This window comes from Ascidiimonas aurantiaca (genome assembly GCF_037646345.1).
GTDB lineage: Bacteria > Bacteroidota > Bacteroidia > Flavobacteriales > Flavobacteriaceae > Ascidiimonas > Ascidiimonas aurantiaca.
Window position 1 is genome coordinate 228,633 of sequence record NZ_JBBEWR010000006.1, and the last position, 19,653, is coordinate 248,285.

The following is a 19,653-nucleotide window of genomic DNA, read 5'->3' on the forward strand; positions in this document are numbered from 1 at the left end:
TGTTTTTTTAGTGAGTAATTTAGTTTATAATGCGTTTTTGCTTTTTAACTGTTCAAGGGCTTCTTCTACAGAGTGTACCGGGAGTGTGCAGGTATTATTTGTACATATGTAAATAAGGTTTTCATCTTTGACAAACCGTTCTTTCAGTAAAAAAACCGAAGAAGGAGAGGTGGTTCCGGCAATGACTATTCCGGGAAGGTACTCACTATTAAGTGTTTTGGTAAGTTGGATCGCATCGGGGCCCGTAATGGCTACTTCTTTAAAAGGGAACACATAATCCATAAGACCATTGAGCCAATTGGCATGACTATAAGGATACTCTGTAACTTCGCTGAACATACCCTGCATCATTTTTTGTGCTATCGAGCCATAGGAAGCATCTCCTAAAAGGCGTGAAAGCCTGAAAAGCACCCGGTGGATTACAGAATTTGATGCGGGAATGACATTATCACTTTTTTCAATACTGCGTGTTACAATGGGATCATCTTCATTAGAGGTAAAATAAAAAATGCCTTTTGAAGCGTCATAGAAATGCACCTTGCAGTATTCAATAAGCTGTTTTGATATTTCTAACCAGGTTTCATTAAGCGTGATCTCGTAAAGCGTTATCAATGCATCGGCAAGAAGTGCATAATCTTCCAGATAGCCGTTAATTTTACCCTGTCCGTTTTTATAGCTATGGAAGAGGCCTCCGTCCGGACGCATCAGTTTAGCAGTTAAAAAATGTGCATTTTTTTGGGCAATATTGAGATAGTGTTCATTTCCTATAGCTTTATAGGCATCTGCATATCCCTTTAACATGAGTGCATTCCAGGAAGTCAGTATTTTGTCATCTAACCCGGGAGGTATTCGTTTGGACCGTTCTTTAAAGAGCAGTTGCCTGCAACGGGTTATAACAGTGTTAACCTCTTCTGATACAAGGTTGTGTTTTAAAGCGATCTCAGCTTCGGTTTCCGTACGTATCAATACATAATTTCCATGCTCCCACAGCCCAAAATGGTTGATATTAAAATAGTCCCGGAAGACAGGAAAGTCATTTTTGAGCAGATCTTTTAGTTCTTTTTCGTCCCATACGTAAAAAGCACCTTCTTCTGATTCTCCTTCTTTGTTGGGGCTATCGGCATCGAGGGAAGAATAGAAGCCAAATTCGTCGCTTAGCAATTCGCGTTCTGTAAATTCCAACGTTTGTGTTACTACAGATAAATAAAGAGGGTTTCCGGTTACTTTAAAAGCATCACTGTATAAACTAACCAACTGACCGTTATCGTAAAGCATTTTCTCAAAATGAGGAACGTGCCATTTACTATCTACCGAATAGCGGGCAAACCCACCTCCAATGTGGTCAAAAACGCCTCCGTAAGCTATTTTGGTAAGTGTGGTATTTACATAATTGAACAATTCTTTGTCACCGGTGGTATATGCATATTTTAAAAAGAACTGGTAGTTTGCCGGCATCATGAATTTGGGAGCTCTGGTGGGGCCTCCGTATTTGAGGTCGAAATACGGTTCCCAGTCGTTTATAGCTTTCTGAAGATCCTTCTCCAGAAATTCTCTTTCTTTCTCAATGGCAGGAATGGTGTGTAAACCCTGAATGCCCTTTTTTAGATTTTGAGCGTATTCTTCTACCTTTTCCGGGTCATCTCTGAAAAGGGTCGCCAGTTGTGTAAGGTATGATTTCCAGTGTTCTTTTTTAAAGTAAGTGCCTCCCCAGAAGGGTCTTCCGTCTGGTAAAGTTACTACATTGAGGGGCCAGCCGCCACTGCCGGTCATGATCTGCACAGCATCCATATAAATCTGATCTACATCAGGCCTTTCTTCTCTGTCAACTTTAATGTTTATAAAATGTGTGTTCATGATCTCCGCTACTTCCGGATCTTCAAAACTCTCTTTTTCCATAACATGGCACCAGTGGCAGGCAGCGTAGCCAATACTCACCAGTATCAGCTTATTTTCAGATCGGGCTTTTTGAAGCGTTTCTTTGTTCCATGGCATCCAGCTTACGGGGTTTCGGGCATGTTGTAGCAGATACGGACTGGTTTCGTGTATAAGTGCGTTTTCGTATTTGTTTTTCATAGCAATAAAAAAGCGCCCTTTTTGGGGCGCTGTTCAAAAGTATTCAATAATTATTGAACTTCAAATGTAATCTTGAGATTTACTCTGTATTCAGTAACCTCATCACCGTTTACAACAGCGCTTTGTTCCTGTACATATACAGATTTAATGTTCTTGATGGTAACAGCTGCTTGTTTGACACCTTGTTTTACGGCATCTTCCCAGCTTTCGTTTGAATTAGATAGGATTTCAATGACCTTTAATACTGACATAGGGTTGGTTTTTAACTATAACTTAATGTTTCACACTAAAAATAAGCTAATTTTTTAAGTTTTAAAAGTTTATTTTAGCACCTGAAAAAATCCGGGGACTACTATTTAAAAGGGAGTAATGTTTTAGTAACATTTATTTAACCTGATTTTAATTAAGTTAATGGATTTTTGCCGTTAAATCGCATTTTTTTTATGGAGCAGGTTTACCTTTTTATGCTCATCGCTTTGTTTGTGCTTGCCATTATAGACCTTGTAGTGGGTGTTAGTAATGATGCAGTTAATTTTCTTAACTCTGCCATAGGCTCAAAAGCAGTTTCGCTACGTACCGTAATGATCGTTGCCAGTATTGGTGTGGGAATAGGAGCTGTTTTTTCAAGTGGAATGATGGAAGTAGCACGGAAAGGTATATTCAATCCCGGAGAGTTTTTATTTGAAGAGATCATGATCATTTTTATGGCCGTCATGATTACCGATATCTTACTGCTGGATCTTTTCAATTCTCTTGGTTTACCTACATCTACCACCGTATCTATCGTTTTTGAATTGTTAGGTGCGTCTGTAGCAATTGCTATGATCCAGATATTGAAAGACGATGCTACCGTATCTCAACTCGTAAGATATATCAATACAGAACAGGCCATAGATATTATTCAGGGTATTTTCTTATCGGTACTTATTGCTTTTATTGTGGGGGCCCTGATACAGTATATTTCAAGGCTTATCTTTTCATTTCAGTTTGAAAAGAACTTGAAATATACAGGTGGTATTTTTGGAGGGGTTTCTATTACCGCTATTACCTATTTTATACTTATTAAAGGACTGAAGGGTGTATCTTTCATTAGCCCCGAATCTCTGGATTGGGTAGATCAGCATAAAATGCTAATACTGGGGGGAAGTTTTTTGCTTTGGACTTTTTTATCTCAGGCCTATATTTCTTTCTTTGGAGGTAATATTCTAAAAATTATAATTATTACGGGAACCTTTGCGCTAGCAATGGCTTTTGCAGGAAACGACCTTGTAAACTTTATAGGAGTACCTATTGCTGCGTGGCAATCTTTTGACCTTTGGATGTCCTCAGGTATGCAACAGGGTATGAAAATGTCAGCATTGTCCGGTGCCGTACAAACCCCCTCACTATTACTCTTTTTCGCAGGTATGATCATGGTGATTACCCTCTGGTTTTCTAAAAAGGCAAGAACAGTAGTCGAAACAGGGATCAACTTATCAAGACAGGGAGACGGGCGCGAAAAATTTCAACCCAATCTTTTATCGAGACTAATTGTAAGGGGATCTGTAAACCTTAGTAATGCTTTTGAGGCGGTATTACCAAGATCGGTTTCTAACCAGATAGACCGCAGATTTGATAAACCGGTTGAGAAAAGAAAAAGGAAAAGTGATGAACCTGCCTTTGATATGGTGAGGGCCTCAGTAAATCTGGTAGTAGCCAGTATTCTTATCTCTATAGGAACCTCACTCAAATTACCGCTTTCTACCACCTATGTCACTTTTATGGTAGCCATGGGTACATCGCTCGCAGATAAAGCATGGGGGCGGGAAAGTGCAGTGTTTAGAGTAGCCGGCGTACTTAACGTAGTTGGCGGGTGGTTTGTTACAGCTATGGTGGCTTTTACAGCAGCTGCTGTGTTTGCTTCTTTCATTTATTACGGAAAACTGGTAGCTATTATTGTATTGCTTATTGCTGCTATCATACTTCTTACCCGAAGTTTTCTGGTATATAGAAAGGCAGAAAAAGAAAAGAAAGAAACCAAAAGATATGACCGAACAGATCTTATTACGATCAATGAAATTATAACAGAAAGTTCAGATAATATTTCAAGTGTTATTAAGCGAATCAATTTATTATACAGTGATGTAGTAAACAATATTGGCTTACAGGATCTTGGAAAACTGAAAAAAAATAAGAAAAGCCTTAAAAAACTGGAAAATGAGGTAGATGAACTCAAAGGAGAGATATTTTACTTTATTAAATCACTAGACGATTCCTCAGTAGAAGCAAGTAAGTTTTACATCCTTATCCTTGACTATTTACAGGATATGGTACAATCTATAGGTTATATTGTTAAGAATAGTTACGGACATGTAAATAACAATCATAAAAACCTTAAGTTTAATCAAATAAGAGATCTAAAGGGAATAGACCAAAAGTTACAGGGCCTGTTTGACAGGGTAGAGGAAACCTTTACAAAAGAGTCTTTTGAAAGTATTGATAGCATTATTGATGAAAAGCAGGAACTGCTTACCCATGTATCAAATTTAATACAAAAACAAATAGATCGCATACGCTCTACGGAAACCAGTCCTAAAAACACAAAACTCTATTTTGGGTTGCTTCTGGAAACCAAAGATCTTATATCGGCAACAATGAACCTGTTACAGCTTTTCAAAGAGTTTCACAGAGATTACAAGAAAGTAATCAGGTAAATAATTCAGGTACAATTAACAAATAAATAAAAAAGGAGCTTTACAGAGCTCCTTTTTTGTTGGGGTTATGCGTTTATGGCAACCACCTCATTTACTTTGTCATGAAGCATGTTTTTGAGCATGGTCTCAATGCCGTTTTTTAGAGTAAAAGTAGAAGAGGGACAACCACTACAGGCTCCCTGAAGAATTACTTTTACTACTTTACTGGATTCATCATAAGATTCAAACATAATATTACCGCCATCACTGGCTACGGCCGGTTTCACATACTCATCCAGAATAGCAATAATTTGCTGTGAAGTATCACTTAAATTCTCATAAGAAGCATTCCCTTCATCAGAGCCTGTTGCTTTAGCCGATGTTATGGGAACAGCATCTTTCGTAACTACTTCTTTACCATCTGCCAGGTGCTCTGTGATGGCTTCTCTTACCGGCATGGTTATTTCATTCCAGTCTGCAATCTCGTATTTGGTGACTGATATATAGTTTTCATCCATGAATACTTCCTTGACAAAAGAAAAATCAAAAAGTACTTTTGCCAAAGGTGCAAATCGGGCATCGTCTATATTCTTAAACTCATAGGCCTGCGCAACCAGTAGCTTATTGGCTACAAACTTCATAACAGAAGGGTTGGGCGTACTTTCGGCATATACCGTTACAGGTACTTTTTTAGTATTTCCCACAGCTTCCTCTATCACTGCTTTGCCGCCAGAGCTAAGGTATTCTCCTATTTGGTTTGCTACTTCATCCTGCACATCTTCCCATGCTACAATATTGTAACGTTCTATACCAATAAAGTTTCCAGATATGAAAACGGTTTTAACAAAAGGCAGATAAAACAATTGCTGGGCCAAAGGAGAATTTTTGGCTTCATCTATGTTTTTAAACTCATAACTTCTGTGTTCAGTAAGGAAAACATTAGTTTCAAATTTTATAATAGCGGGGTTATTTGTAGGCTCTATTTTAAGGGTGATCTCATCCATATCCAATAAATTTTTTGCGAAATTACAAAAACATAAAAAGAGTTTTTAATATATTTGGGGTTAAGACCCCAAATTTAACATGAAAAAACTTTGTTATATACTTGTTTTTTTCACGGTTCACCTGTATTGCCAAGTTTCAGTTGACGACACTTCCCATACTACAGAACAGTTAGTTGATAATGTACTTATTAACAGCGCCTGTGCAGAAACCTCCAATTACCGGAGCGCAACCGGTTTGGCAGTAGGCATAAACGGGATAGGCTATTTTGAAAGTAATGGTACTTCTTTTCCTTTTAAGAACGGGATTGTACTGAGTACCGGAAAAGCTTCCAGTGTACCGGGACCTAACGAAGAAGACCACCAGGGAGAGGGTATTGGTGAAGCCTGGTTTGGCGATTCTGACCTGGAAGCCATCACGCAAACTCCCAATACTCAGAATGCCTCGTATATTGCGTTTGATTTCGTTCCGTATGCCAATACTATTCGATTTGATTTTCTTTTTGCCTCTGAAGAGTATTTTTTGGATTTCCCCTGCCGTTTTTCAGATGTTTTTGCTTTTATACTTACCGACTCAAATGGAGTTTCTAAAAATCTGGCAGTAATTCCGGGAACCAATATTCCGGTAAAAGTAACCGAAATACACGAAGCCGTATCGGGTGCTACCGGTTGTCCGGCTAAAAATGAAGAGTACTTTGACGGGTATAACAACCCTATCAATTCACCGATCAGCCTTAACGGGCAAACCGTACCCATGACTGCCCGAGCAGACGTTATTCCGGGAGAAAAATATACAATAAAGTTGGTGATAGCCGATGAGCAAGATGGAAACTATGACTCGGCCGTGTTTATAGCAGGAGGTAGCTTTGACGTGACAGCCGATCTTGGAGAAGACAGAACGATAGCCAATGGCAATGCCGCCTGCCCGGGTACCACAGTAAGTCTGGATGCAGGGGTTTTTGGAAGTACTTCATATACCTGGTATAAAGACGGGGTGGTATTACCGGGAGAAATAAACGCTACCCTTGATGTAACCCAAGCCGGTACCTATAGGGTTGAATTTAACGCCAATAACGGATGTATTGGTTCAGACTCCATATTGATTGAATTTGCACCCCCTCCGGCTTTAGTCTCACCAACGCCAATAAGTGTTTGTGGCCCGGGTAGCAGTTCTTCAGAAACTTTTGATTTGACATTAAGGGAAAGTGAAATAAGCAATGGGGTTTCCGGTCTTACTTTTAGGTACTATGAATCTCAGGTTAATGTAGATAGCAATCTGCCTATAAGTAATTCGCGATCCTATCAGAATACCAGCAATCCGCAAACGATTATTGTAGAAGCTATAACCGCTGCCGGTTGTAAATCATATACCACTTTGGAGTTACGCATTAATCAATTTCCGGCTATTAATATGACCCCGCAGTTATATGAGGTATGTGACGATTCTGGAAATGGTACGGCCGGTTTTAACCTTGCATCCCGTATTTCCGATATTTTGAACGGTGCGACAGGTGTAGATATTTACTTTTATCCGGATCGAAGTTCAGCAGGTGATGGTTTCCCTTCCCAGCGTATTTCAAATACAGAGAACTTTGTAAACAGTCAGCCTTTTTCCCAAACCATATATGTGCGGGCAGAGGCCTTTGGTAATAGCTGTTCCGTAATTTTTCCGTTAGAACTTAGTGTATTGCAATGGCCGGTAGCTGCTTTACAACCGGAATATGCCCTATGTATAGATGCCACAGGAAACCCCGTACTGCCTTTACCGGTTATTGATACAGGATTAGATCCTTCCGGCTATACATTTCAATGGTATCAGGGTGAACAGGTTAACCCGGCTAATGAAATAGCAGGTGCAGAAGGCACTTCTTTTTCATACAGTGCAGAAGGCGCCTACACCGTAAAGATCACCAGCAATACTTCCGGGTGCGAATTGTTACTCAGTACACGGGTAGTGGCTTCGTATGCGCCGGTTATCTTAAATGTAGAAGTAGCTTCAAGTCCGTTTTCCGGAAATCATACCATAAATGCTACGGTAACCGGAAACGGAACGTATTATTTTACCATAAATGATAGCCAGCCACAACCTTCCGGTACATTTACAGGAGTTCCCGCCGGGAAATATGTTGTATCGGTTTTTGATGAATTTAATTGCGGCATGCTAAGTCAGGAAATAACCATACTAGATTATATGCGTTTCTTTACTCCTAATGGTGACGGTATTAATGATTCCTGGGATACTTCAGCCTTTTCTTCACTATCCAGGCTTGAAATTCATATATTTGACAGGTTTGGAAAACTTATGAAAGTACTTAACCAGAACAATACAAGCTGGGATGGTACGTTTAATGGAAACATGGTTCCTTCGGGAGACTATTGGTTCCGGGCCAGTTTTGTCGAAGATCAAACCGAAAAAACGGTCAAAGGCCATTTTGCCTTAAAAAGATAAGAATGAAGAAAAGCATTGTATTGTTCCTTTTGTCGTTTTGGGGGGTTACCCTTAGCTCGCAAGAAGGACTCCCTGTTTATTTTGATTACCTTTCTGATAATTATTACCTTATTCACCCGGCTATGGCAGGAGTGGGTCAGGGAGGAAAAGTAAGGCTTACCGCCAGAAAACAATGGTTTGATGTAGAAAGAGCTCCCAGTATGCAGACACTCAATGCGCATATGCGGGTTGGTGATCGCAGTGGGGTGGGCGCCATTCTTTTTAACGATGAAAACGGGTTCCATTCCCAGACAGGTATAAAGTTTACTTACGCACATCATCTTCTCTTTTCAAGAAACATGGTAGATATTAACCAACTCTCCTTTGGACTGAGTGTTGGGGTGTTACAAAGTAATCTTGATGAAACTGAATTTGCATCCTTTTTTCCTGACCCCATTATCTCGGGTACTGATAACAGTGTAAGTTATTTTAATGTTGACTTTGGAGTATCTTATAATTTCCTTGATTTTTATGCACATTTTACAGTTCAGAACGCATTGGGAACTGGTCGGGATCTGTACACGGCACAAGAATTTGATAACTTAAGAAGATATCTTTTTTCAGCCGGATATGTTTTTGGGAGAAATGAATGGCAATTTGAGCCCTCTTTTCTTTTTCAGGCTACTGAATTCACAGAAGAAAAAACAATTGACATTAATGCCAAGGTGTACAGAGATGTAAATTTTGGGACCGTGTGGGGTGGTCTTTCCTATCGCAGAAGTTTTGACGGTGCCCAGTTTAATTCGGGAGGAAGCCTTTCAGAACAAAGACTTCAGCTTATTACTCCTATTTTGGGAGTAAACTATAAAAAATTCATGTTTGCCTACACCTATTCTTACCAAACAGGTGATATTCGTTTTGACAATGGCGGTTTTCATCAAATTACACTGGGGTATAATTTCCTGGGGTCAGATGAAAAACCATACGATTGTAATTGCCCTGCCGTAAATTACTGATTGCGTGGTTAGTTAAATTCCTAAAAATACCGGGATCCGCATGGCACAGACCCCGATATTTGTTGCAGGTATTAATCCCAAACATAATTTTTTAGTGCTGCTTGTTTTTTTATAGCCTTTATCATAGCGCTTTCCAGGCCTTTAGAGGTACTTTTTCTGTTTTGAGTAACTATATAGGCTTCTCTTTTTGAGTTAAGTTCCTGTATTTGTTTTTGAATTTCTTCCCTTTCGGTTGCCACTTCGGTTACATACTCCCTGATCTCGGCACTACTTTTCCCTCTAAGTTTTTCCGGTAGCTCTGTCTCTTCCAGTGATTCGTATGCAAATCCTTTCTCTTTTGAAGCATCTACCAGATCCCAGCTACTGTTTTTATACAAAGCTGAGCTTTTGCTTACTGCTCGTTTGAGTTGTATTTCATTGTTAATAGAAGCCGCATTCACATCTTGTTCTGCCTGCATCCGGGCTTTTTGTATTCCTCTTTTGCCATAAGGAATATATGTTTTATTTAGTTTTTCATTTAACTGGATAATAAGGACATCATAGGGCGTTTTAATTTCAACAATGAGCGCATTATGATCAATAGTCATATAATCACCACCTGTTAAAATAGCGCCCTGTTGCCATTTTCCCTGTATGCCATGATCGCGATCTCCGCAAAAAATAGTATTCACAATAACATTTTTTTCTTTAGCCTGGGCAGCCGCATCCTGATAATGGGCAGGCCCCTGTGTAAAAGGTTCGTTTCCGGCAATAAATATCATTTTCAGATCATCGGGATTGCTTCCCCAATCCAGTTGTTGAAGAGAGGACATAATGACCTGGCCGCAAAATTCATTTCCTCCATTGGTGGTTAATGAAAATAGTTTTTCAGATATCTCATCAAGATCGTCTGTGAAACCGGTAACCTGACGAATGTAGCCTTCAGAGGAAGGTAAACCATCGTTACCATATTCATAAAGAGCAATTTTAAAATTGGGAGCATACCCATCGCAACGGGCATAAGACAGTTCATTTACAATATCCCATAATCGTGCTTTGGCCTGGTTAATAAGTCCGTCCATACTGTTGCTGGTGTCCAGTAACAATGCTACTTTTATTTGTTTTTGTACGGGATGTGAAACCGCGTGAACTGCTATTAGGTTTCGTTCTTTTGTATGAGGTTCATAACATGCTGATAAGGTTGAGAAACAACCCAGTGCCAGAATTAAGGAGCTTACTTTTTTTGTGATTATCATCATAATTCGTTTTTTGTTGAATGACTTAAAAGTAATACCACCTTTTTTTTCTCAAAAACCGTAATGGGTGAAAAGGGGGTTTTGTTTAGTAAAAAGCGCGTTTGAATACGTGAAGTTTTCAAAAGACACAGCAATAGCTCCTTTTATCATGCATTCATGGTATTACAGATTTTATTTTACCGAAGAAAGTATGTAAGTTTAACTTTCATATCCCTGAAAATGGTTCGTTTTCTATGTTACATATGCTTTTTTGCAATACCCGTTCTGGTAATGGGACAAAGAGAGTACGATACACCGCAATTTGAGCTAAAAGGAACAGTGAAGGGGGAGGAGAATGGTGAGCCGGTGTCGAAGGTAGATGTATATATAATAGGAGGGGGTCAAACCTGGACCAATGTTTTGGGAGAGTTCAAGATTAAAGCCAGAATTGGCGATCAACTGGTAATAAGCAGCCCTGAATTTGAGACCATACAACATACGATCACTTCACGTGAAGATATTGAAGTACGTATAACAGACTACCAGGCAGGGCAGACTTCACAAAAAATGAAAGCTCAGGAACGAGAGGATAAACACCGAAAGTTTATTGATTCTGCAAAAGCATATCTCAAAAAAGATATTGATAAAAGTATAGCCTTTATTGAGCAGTCATTAAAAGTACTTCGCAAAAGGGGAAATAGTAAGCAGGCGGCACGATCATTCAGTACCCTGGGAGATATTTATGCCTTTTGGGAACAATATGACCTGGCTATTAGCAATTATAAAACATCGATTGAGCAGGACGATACCCCAAATACACGCATTCAGTTAGCCAAAGTATATTTAAAAGAACAAAGTTTTGAAAAGGCTGTAAATGAGTTTACCCAACTCTTAAAGGTAGGAGAGCTTTCCAATTTTCAGAGAATTACAGTGATGGAAGGCCTTGGCGATACTTTTGCACTTGATAATCAGGATCAAAAAGCAGTTTCACAATATGAAAAAGCCCTGAGGCTGGCTCTTGAAAATATGGTGACCCCAAAAATAACAGATCTTAATTCAAAACTGGCTGAAGTATATGCCAGACAAAACAATACAGGGGCAGCCGAAGGTTTTTTTACCAATTCGTTACAACTCGCAGAGAGCGAAAACCCTAAAAGAGCCCTTAGAGAAAAAGAAAAAGTGGCAGATTTTTATAATAAGAACAACCTCTTTGATAAAGAAATTGAACTTCGTAAGTCTTCTTTGCAGCAAGCAAAAAAACTACAACGTTCGGTAGGCGATAAAGAAGTGAATAATCGCGGGAGACAGGAAGATTCTATCACACCTCAAAAAATTAATTACAAGATAGCCAATGCATTTATTGCTCAGGACCGTTATCGGGAAGCCATTCCGTATTTACAGGAAAGTATAGCAGAAGCAGATGAAGAAGAAGATCTGGTAGTTCAAAAAGATGCTACCCGAAAATTATCTGAAGTATATCGAACAGTAGGAGACTATACCAAGGCTTTGGAAAGTTATCAGGAGTATGTGACACTGGTAGATGAACTGTATGTTAAAAAAGAACAGGAAATATCAAGAGCGAGCAGGTTTAGCAGAGATATCACATTAAAACAGAACAGGATCAACAGTCTTGAAAAAGACCGGGAGCTTAGTGAAAGTAAGTTTGAACTCGCATTAAAAGACCAGGAACTTATTGTAGCCAATAACAAGCGACAGCGTATTATTATTTACTCCCTTATTTTGGGAATGACTATGTTAGCCCTGGTCATTTTTCTGTTTTATCGTACGAACCGTCAACAGCATATTAACAATCATCTTTTGGCTCTTAAATCTTTCAGAAGCCAAATGAACCCTCACTTCATTTTTAATGCGCTTAATTCCGTCAATCAGTTTATAGCAGAGAGCGATGAACGCAGCGCAAATAGATATCTTTCTGAGTTTTCCAGGCTCATGCGCTCGGTATTAGAGAATTCCGAAGAAGATTTTATACCGCTAAGAAGTGAAATTGACCTTCTGGAATTGTATGTAAAGCTGGAACACTCCCGGTTTAAAGATAAGTTTGATTACCATATAGTAATAGATGAAGAGCTGGATATCGATTCTTTTCGTATCCCGCCTATGTTGTTGCAGCCATACATTGAAAATGCCATATGGCACGGGCTTCGCTATACAGAAGAAAAAGGACAGTTGCAGATCATTTTCTCCCGATATAATGAAAATACGGTTTCCATAATTATAGAAGACAACGGTATAGGCCGTAAACGATCTGCTGTTTTAAAAACCCAGAATCAGAAAAAACAAAAATCAAGAGGAATGGGTATTATACAAAAGCGTATAGCCATTTTAAACCGTATGTATAAACAAAAGATAGAAGTACAGGTACATGACCTTAATAAAGATGGTACCGGTACCTGTGTACGTGTATTGCTAAAAAGAGTTTAATAATCAAAGTATGAAACTGAAAACCCTGTTGGTAGAGGATGAAGCCGTAAGTCGTGATATCCTGAAAAAATACCTGAAAAAATACTGCCCCGAAGTAGAGGTGGCAGGAGAAGCCTCTAATGTAGAAGATGCTTTGGTACTCATTAGAAATACAAAACCCGACCTGTTGTTCCTGGATGTAGAGATGCCTTTTGGCAATGCTTTTGACCTTTTGGAAAAAGTAGGAGACCGTTCTTTTGATATTGTGTTTGTAACCGCATATGACCATTATGCAAAAGAGGCACTTAATCAACATGCATCGTATTACCTCACTAAACCGGTTTCTATAGATGAACTTATCAAAGCAGTAGATTATGTACTAAACACCAGGAAAAAGGAAGAACAGGTATCTAAAAAAATTAGTATCTCAACATCACATCACATAAACGGAAAGATCACAGTCCCGCAATTAGACGGATTTAGGGTAATTGAGGTAGCTGATATTTATTATTGTAAAGCCGATGATAACTATACAGAGATCCACTTTGAAAAAGGAAAAACACTTATTAGCAAGACCCTTAAGTATATTCAGGAAACCCTTGAAGAGTATCCGTTTGCCAGAATTCACAAATCGTATCTGGTAAATGTACAGCACATTGCCAGTTATAAAAGAGGTAAGGGGGGGAGTGTGGTACTTTCTAACGGTAAAGAACTGGTAGTATCTTCATCGAGAAAACAGGAACTCCTCTCGTATTTTGAATAGTTTTTATGTAAGGGTTATTTACCTTTGTGTGTTATAAAAAATCAGGAATAAAATGATCATAAAAAAGGTAAACGGGAAGGAACCCCGGTTTGGTGACAATTGTTTTATTGCAGAAAATGCAGTGGTAGTAGGCGATGTAGAAACCGGGTCAGATTGTAGCTTCTGGTTTAATGCAGTGGTGCGGGGAGATGTACACTACATAAAAATTGGAGATAAAGTGAACGTTCAGGACGGGGCAGTGATTCATTGTACCTATCAAAAGCACCCTACGAATATAGGTAATGATGTCTCGATTGGTCATAATGCCATTGTACACGGGTGTACCATTAAAGACCGCGTACTCATAGGTATGGGGAGTATTGTGATGGATGGCTGTGTGGTAGAGAGCAATAGTATTATTGCTGCCGGGGCGGTAGTGACCCAGGGTACGGTAGTACCCTCCGGAACTATTTATGCAGGAGTGCCTGCTAAAAAAGTAAAAGATATAAGTGAAGAGCTCATTACCGGAGAAATCGAAAGAATAGCCGCTAATTATATCACCTATTCCGGGTGGTTTAAAGAAGATGAAGGCTAAATATATAATTCTTATTTTTGCGCATCCAAACTACTAAATTACTTGTATGAAAGCATTTGTTTTTCCCGGTCAGGGTGCTCAGTTTTCAGGAATGGGCTCAGACCTTTATGAAAAATATTCTCAGGCCCGGGACCTTTTTGAACGTGCTAATGAGATTTTAGGATTTTCTATTACCGAGATCATGTTTAGCGGTTCCCAGGAAGATCTCACCCAGACCCGTGTTACACAGCCGGCCATTTTTTTACATTCGGTTATTTTGAGTAAAGTAATGGGCAATACATTTGCTCCCGATATGGTGGCGGGCCACTCCCTCGGAGAATTGTCGGCACTGGCGGCCAATGGTACCCTCGCTTTTGAAGATGGCCTGAAACTGGTTTCGCAAAGAGCCCAGGCTATGCAAAAAGCCTGTGAGCTCAATGCCGGTACTATGGCAGCAGTATTGGGGCTTTCCAATAACATAGTTGAAAAAGTATGTAAAGAGACCAATGGCATTGTTGTTCCCGCAAATTATAATTGCCCCGGACAACTGGTGATCTCAGGTGAGGTAGAAGCCATTACAGCGGCTTGTGAAGCACTTAAAGAAGCCGGAGCAAAACGGGCAATGGTCTTAAAAGTAGGCGGGGCATTCCATTCCCCTCTTATGGAACCTGCACGAGAAGAATTGGCTAATGCTATAGAAAATACTACATTCCATAAACCTTCATGCCCGGTGTATCAAAATGTAAGCACTTATGCGGTTACCAACAGAGATGAGATCAAAAAAAATCTCATGCTACAACTTACGGCTCCTGTAAAATGGATGCAAAGCGTACGAAATATGATTGCAGACGGGGCAGATACCTTTGTTGAGGTAGGGCCTGGAAAAGTACTTCAGGGACTCATTAAAAAGACAGATAGCAGCGCAGATGCTATAGCTGCAGAGATAGAATAATCATTGTTTTCAGATATAACAACTACCCTGTTGGTCTTAAAACCAACAGGGTAGTTGTTTGGCAAGTATCCGAAAATTTAAAACTGCTTACTTCAGTTCCTAATACCCTTTGGTTTACTATTGGTTAATACATAGTCTTTTGTATGTATTTAGTGCGTATTTTAGCAATTGTAAAAATTTCTATCAAATGGATTACTACACAATAGCCACCGTTCTTATCGTTCTGGCTGCACTTTTTGGCTACATCAATGTTCGCTTTTTAAAACTTCCTATTACCATAGGGCTTATGATCATTACCCTGGCCGCTACTCTGGCGGTAGTAGCAATTGCGCAATTTGATGATACCCTGCTCATAAAAGAAAAAGAGCTTATTTCCCAGATAGATTTTAAAACCGTAGTGTTAGACATTATGCTGAGTTTTCTGCTTTTTGCAGGAGCATTACATACCAATTTTACCCAGCTGAGAAAACAGCGCTGGCCTATTTTTATTTTTGCGACTTTGGGGGTCATGGCTTCTGCACTTCTGGTAGGAGGTACTATGTATTTTGTATTGCAGTGGCTAGGCTTTCAGGTAGCGTTTATTTATTGTTTGTTATTTGGTTCTCTTATTTCACCCACAGACCCGATCGCGGTATTGGGAATACTTAAAAAGGCCAATACCCCAAAAAAACTTGAAATAAAAATAGTGGGAGAATCGCTTTTTAATGACGGGGTAGGCGTAGTTGTGTTCCTAACCATCTTTTCTATAGCTGCTTCCGGAAATGCGCAGGTAGAAGACATTCTCGAACTTTTTGGAAAAGAGATCTTTGGAGGGTTGGCTTTGGGAATGGTACTGGGTTGGGTAGCTTACCGTATGATGCGCTCTATTGATAATTATGAAATAGAAGTAGTAATTACCATAGCCTTAGTGATGGGCGGAACATTAATAGCTCATAATCTGCATCTTTCTGCACCTTTAGCTATGGTAACCGCAGGTCTTTTTATAGGGAACGATCGGGTGCGCGATGCCGTCATGTCTGAAGAAACCGAAAGCTATGTAGATAAATTCTGGGAGCTTATAGACGTACTCCTTAATACCGTTCTTTTTGTGATGATAGGTATGGAACTACTTATTCTTACCTTTGAAGGGTCCTATATACTTGCCGGTTTACTGGCTATTCCTATTGTTTTGCTTGCCAGGTTTGCCTCACTCTGGTTACCCGTAAACCTGTTTGCCAAAAGACTCGAATTTGTACGGCGTACCAATCTGGTTATGACCTGGGGCGGACTCAGGGGTGGGATCTCCATAGCCCTGGCACTGAGCCTGACCGCTGAAATGCACCGGGAGCTTTTTTTAGTAATTACCTATATTATAGTAGTGTTTTCTATTATTGTTCAGGGGCTGACTGTAGGCCCGCTGGTTGCCCGGGTCACTGCTAAGAAAATCGAGTAGCAGGTACGGGTTTATTCTATACATTACAAAATTGTTTTTCGAATGGGCATGCCTAAATAATAGATAATTGCAATAAATGTTTGTTTATTATGCACCTGAGGGCTATAGTCACTCAAAACCGTTTTTTTAACCTATTAGTTTTGTATTTTATACTTTGTTTTATTATACAAATACTGCCTGTTCTTTCTTAACGTGAAAAGTATGAGCCTCCTATATTAAAGGGTTTTTCTATTAAAATGAAAGACCTCTGTAATACTCGAGAACTTTAACCCGTAATAAGTATTCATATTTAACATTGGCCAGGTTAATTTGGGCATTGTCAAGGTTGTTTTTACTGGTTATATATGCCAGGAAGTTGGAAACCCCTTCATTAAATAAAATTTCATTAATGCGGTAAGATTCCCCAAATGCTTCTACCTGTTTTTCAATACTTTTGTAGCGACCGTATGCGGCTTCCATATCAAAATGCACTCTGGAAATAGCATTTTTAATTTCCTGATGTGTACGTTCCAGGGCCACCAGCGATTCTTTTACACGTATCTTTTCAAGAGCCACATTGTTTTTGGCACGAAACCCGTTAAAGAGAGGAATATTTACGGCTACTCCAATTACAGTATTTAAATTGTTGTCAAACTGATCTGTAAAGCTTATACTCTCTGCACGAAAATCGGTGCGTTCTTCAAATACGGGTATTACCTCGTTATTTATGGTAACAAAATTATCAGTTTCAACAATGCTGGTGCCCGTTTCTGTAAACACTTCGGCAGCACTGGAGTAATTGGTATTTACCCTTCCAAAAACCGAGATCTCAGGTGTAAACTGTGACTTTGCCACGCTTACTCCTTTTTCGGCTGCTTTTACCCGTAGTTCCCGGGCTTTAAAGGTAGCCAGGTTTTGTAAGGCATCTTTATACACTTCTTCTGAAGACAGTTCATACTTCTCAAAGTCTAAAACCAGGTCCTCCGTGTTAAGGTCCACAGCCTGATCTAAATTCAGTAATTGCCTCAGTTCCAGTTTGGCATTGTTGAGGCTGCTTTCCGAGGTAAGAATATTGGTTTCATCTATGGTTTTTTGCCCCAGAATATCCGCATAATCAGCAGGATTACCTGATTCGTTCTTGTAGAGGTTCTCCTGAATTTTTAATTGTTTCAGCGTAGCCTCCAGTCGTCTTTTGTTCAATCTCAGCACATCCCTACTGTTAAGCACCTGTAAATAGGCCAACGTAACATTTAAGACCAGGTTTTGACGCGCCTCTTCTATTTCCATTTCGGCAGCCATTTTGTTAAAACGGTTTTGTTTTGCAGTGTTCAGGAGCCTGAAACCATTAAAGATAGTTGCATCCAGACGCAAGCGGGCACTTGAAAATGTGAGTTTCTGATTTATAAAATCATTGGTAAAAGGGTCTATACTACGCCCGTCATTGATACCCAGATCAAAATCTCCATTTAAAGTGGGAAGCAAATTGGCTTTGGACTGCTGATAGTTCACCTTTGCCGAGGTGGAGGTTAATACCGCCGATCTCAGATCGAGATTGTTCTCTATGGCAATAATAATACAATCGGAAAGCGAATAGCTTTGTGAGGTTGTGTTTTGAGAAAAAGCAATGCAGCACCATAGAATTGCATAGGTGCATATTATTTGTTTATACAACATGACAGGGTGGTATTAAGAGACTATTTTACCGTCTAAAAGATTAATAATTCGCGATCCGTAGGCAGCATTGTTTTCAGAATGGGTAGCCTGAATAATAGAGACCCCTTCTTTATTTAGCTCAGAGAAGAGTTCCATAATTTCCCTGCTTTGTTTAGAGTTTAGATTTCCGGTGGGTTCATCGGCCAGAATAAGTTTTGGTTTGGTTATAAGCGCTCTGGCAATACCTACGAGTTGTTGCTGTCCGCCACTTAACTGAGTGGGAAAAAGATCTTTTTTTCCTACCATCTGAAAACGATCTAATATATCGGCTACTAAAGCCTTGCGCTCAGATGATTTTACGTTTTTGTACAACAGGGGAGTTTCTATATTCTCCTGTACGGTAAGCTCATCAATGAGGTGATAGGCTTGAAATACAAAACCAATATATTCTTTGTATAATCTTGACCGGTTCTTCTCTTTCATGTCATGTACCGTTTCTCCCAGAAAAGTATAACCACCCCCGGTTAAATGGTCAAGCATACCTATACAATTTAGTAGAGTGGATTTTCCTGAGCCGGACGGCCCCATTAATGAGATAAATTCTCCTTCTTGCACCACAAGGTCAATTTCGTCAAGTAACATGACTTTTTTTCCCCCGGAATTTACCGCTTTTGAGGCATTACTTAATTTAAAAAGTGCATTTGCCATGTTTTGTGCTTTTTGATTGATGATTTTTTTTGAATTAGTTTATTTTGGTGATTCGGGATTTTCCAAAACTCAATCCCTTTCTTATTACAGGATTGCCTTTATAATGTAATCTTGCTTCTCCGTATGCGGTGAACTTAATGCGCTCGGAGGCCTGGATATTAAAATCGGCTTCTCCATAGGCTATCAATTTTGTAGTTTTGTTATTTACGGAAAGCAGGTTAACTTCTCCTTCACCATAAGAAGTGACTTTTTGGAAGTGAACATTTCCCTCCTTAACAGTCAATGTGCTTTCACCATAAATATCTACATCAAAATCTGTGAACATTACTTTATTAAAAATCATAATAGATTCGCCATAAAGATTGAGTTTAAACTTTTCTGAAGTTATCGGGCTTTCACACAGGATAGTTTGTTCTCCTCTTACGGATAGCGCTTTCAGATCTCTGTAAACTATGGTAACAGTTAATATTTTTCCTTTGTAAACAGGGATCTTTCGTTTCATTCTGTTGTGTTTCACTTTTTCATGTTTGGTGAGCTCTTTGGCATCGTCCAGATACACACGTAATGTATTTCCCTTAACCTCAATATTTACTTTATCTTCAGGTACCAGGCAATTTTTTATGGTTACTGATGGTTCATCTCCCTGAACGAGTATGGCTTCAATATGAGGGCTAATGATCACTTTGTTAAAAGAGTCAACAGGTTTTTTGGTTTGTGCTGTTCCCGGAAGTAGAACACAACTCAAGAGGAAAGTAAGGATATAGTATTTCATGATATATATTTTTTTG

General features: G+C 39.4%; 15 protein-coding genes. 8 read left to right on the forward strand and 7 right to left on the reverse strand.

The genetic code is table 11. The annotated features are described in order from the left end of the window. Positions 1-24: 24 nt before the first annotated feature. Together WAO84_RS08580 and WAO84_RS08585 are read right to left on the reverse strand one after the other, a co-directional pair. Positions 25-2,073 carry a thioredoxin domain-containing protein gene (locus WAO84_RS08580; RefSeq protein WP_340065121.1) on the reverse strand — a complete coding sequence of 683 codons (2,049 nt, stop codon included), beginning with the start codon at positions 2,071-2,073 and terminating at the stop codon, positions 25-27. A 50-nt stretch (positions 2,074-2,123) separates the two neighbouring features. Next, positions 2,124-2,324 (reverse strand): dodecin family protein, encoded by a 201-nt coding sequence (locus WAO84_RS08585; protein WP_340065122.1) that lies wholly within the window; start codon positions 2,322-2,324, stop codon positions 2,124-2,126. Between the two features lie 192 nt (positions 2,325-2,516). On the opposite strand from WAO84_RS08585, the gene WAO84_RS08590 reads away from it, so the two are divergent. Then, positions 2,517-4,766, forward strand: coding sequence for an inorganic phosphate transporter (locus tag WAO84_RS08590; protein ID WP_340065123.1), 2,250 nt, complete (start codon positions 2,517-2,519; stop codon positions 4,764-4,766). 65 nt (positions 4,767-4,831) lie between these two features. Here the strand turns inward: WAO84_RS08590 and WAO84_RS08595 are convergent, their stop codons facing one another. After that, entirely contained in the window at positions 4,832-5,749 is a 918-nt protein-coding gene (locus WAO84_RS08595; protein WP_340065124.1) for a NifU family protein, read from the reverse strand. 79 nt (positions 5,750-5,828) lie between these two features. On the opposite strand from WAO84_RS08595, the gene WAO84_RS08600 reads away from it, so the two are divergent. Further along, positions 5,829-8,195 carry a choice-of-anchor L domain-containing protein gene (locus tag WAO84_RS08600; protein WP_340065126.1) on the forward strand — a complete coding sequence of 789 codons (2,367 nt, stop codon included), beginning with the start codon at positions 5,829-5,831 and terminating at the stop codon, positions 8,193-8,195. Between the two features lie 2 nt (positions 8,196-8,197). After that, positions 8,198-9,190 (forward strand): PorP/SprF family type IX secretion system membrane protein, encoded by a 993-nt coding sequence (locus WAO84_RS08605; RefSeq protein ID WP_340065127.1) that lies wholly within the window; start codon positions 8,198-8,200, stop codon positions 9,188-9,190. A 71-nt stretch (positions 9,191-9,261) separates the two neighbouring features. On the opposite strand, the gene WAO84_RS08610 is transcribed toward WAO84_RS08605, so the two are convergent. Continuing rightward, positions 9,262-10,428: a vWA domain-containing protein gene (locus tag WAO84_RS08610; protein WP_340065129.1), complete on the reverse strand. Its 1,167-nt coding sequence runs from the start codon at positions 10,426-10,428 to the stop codon at positions 9,262-9,264. 267 nt (positions 10,429-10,695) lie between these two features. Here WAO84_RS08610 and WAO84_RS08615 point away from each other — a divergent pair, with 267 nt between their 5' ends. The 5 genes from WAO84_RS08615 (at position 10,696) to WAO84_RS08635 (ending at position 16,525) form a co-directional block, all read left to right on the forward strand. Beyond that, positions 10,696-12,846 (forward strand): tetratricopeptide repeat protein, encoded by a 2,151-nt coding sequence (locus WAO84_RS08615; RefSeq protein ID WP_340065130.1) that lies wholly within the window; start codon positions 10,696-10,698, stop codon positions 12,844-12,846. A gap of 10 nt (positions 12,847-12,856) precedes the next feature. Further along, complete coding sequence (locus WAO84_RS08620) at positions 12,857-13,588, forward strand: LytR/AlgR family response regulator transcription factor (RefSeq protein WP_340065132.1); 732 nt, start codon at positions 12,857-12,859, stop codon at positions 13,586-13,588. A gap of 52 nt (positions 13,589-13,640) precedes the next feature. Then, a complete protein-coding gene (locus WAO84_RS08625; protein WP_340065134.1) occupies positions 13,641-14,162 on the forward strand; it encodes a gamma carbonic anhydrase family protein in 522 nt (173 codons plus the stop codon). Positions 14,163-14,208: 46 nt separating this feature from the next. Continuing rightward, positions 14,209-15,093, forward strand: a complete 885-nt coding sequence (gene fabD / locus WAO84_RS08630) for an ACP S-malonyltransferase (protein WP_340065136.1) — start codon at positions 14,209-14,211, stop codon at positions 15,091-15,093. A gap of 187 nt (positions 15,094-15,280) precedes the next feature. Continuing rightward, on the forward strand, positions 15,281-16,525 hold the full coding sequence (locus WAO84_RS08635) for a cation:proton antiporter (RefSeq protein WP_340065138.1): 1,245 nt from the start codon (positions 15,281-15,283) through the stop codon (positions 16,523-16,525). Between the two features lie 231 nt (positions 16,526-16,756). Here the strand turns inward: WAO84_RS08635 and WAO84_RS08640 are convergent, their stop codons facing one another. The 3 genes from WAO84_RS08640 to WAO84_RS08650 are packed head-to-tail and all read right to left on the reverse strand — an operon-like array spanning position 16,757 to position 19,637. Then, on the reverse strand, positions 16,757-18,178 hold the full coding sequence (locus tag WAO84_RS08640; RefSeq protein WP_340065140.1) for a TolC family protein: 1,422 nt from the start codon (positions 18,176-18,178) through the stop codon (positions 16,757-16,759). A 12-nt stretch (positions 18,179-18,190) separates the two neighbouring features. After that, positions 18,191-18,865: an ABC transporter ATP-binding protein gene (locus tag WAO84_RS08645; RefSeq protein WP_340065142.1), complete on the reverse strand. Its 675-nt coding sequence runs from the start codon at positions 18,863-18,865 to the stop codon at positions 18,191-18,193. A 34-nt stretch (positions 18,866-18,899) separates the two neighbouring features. Then, complete coding sequence (locus tag WAO84_RS08650; protein WP_340065144.1) at positions 18,900-19,637, reverse strand: head GIN domain-containing protein; 738 nt, start codon at positions 19,635-19,637, stop codon at positions 18,900-18,902. Between the last annotated feature and the right edge of the window lie 16 nt (positions 19,638-19,653).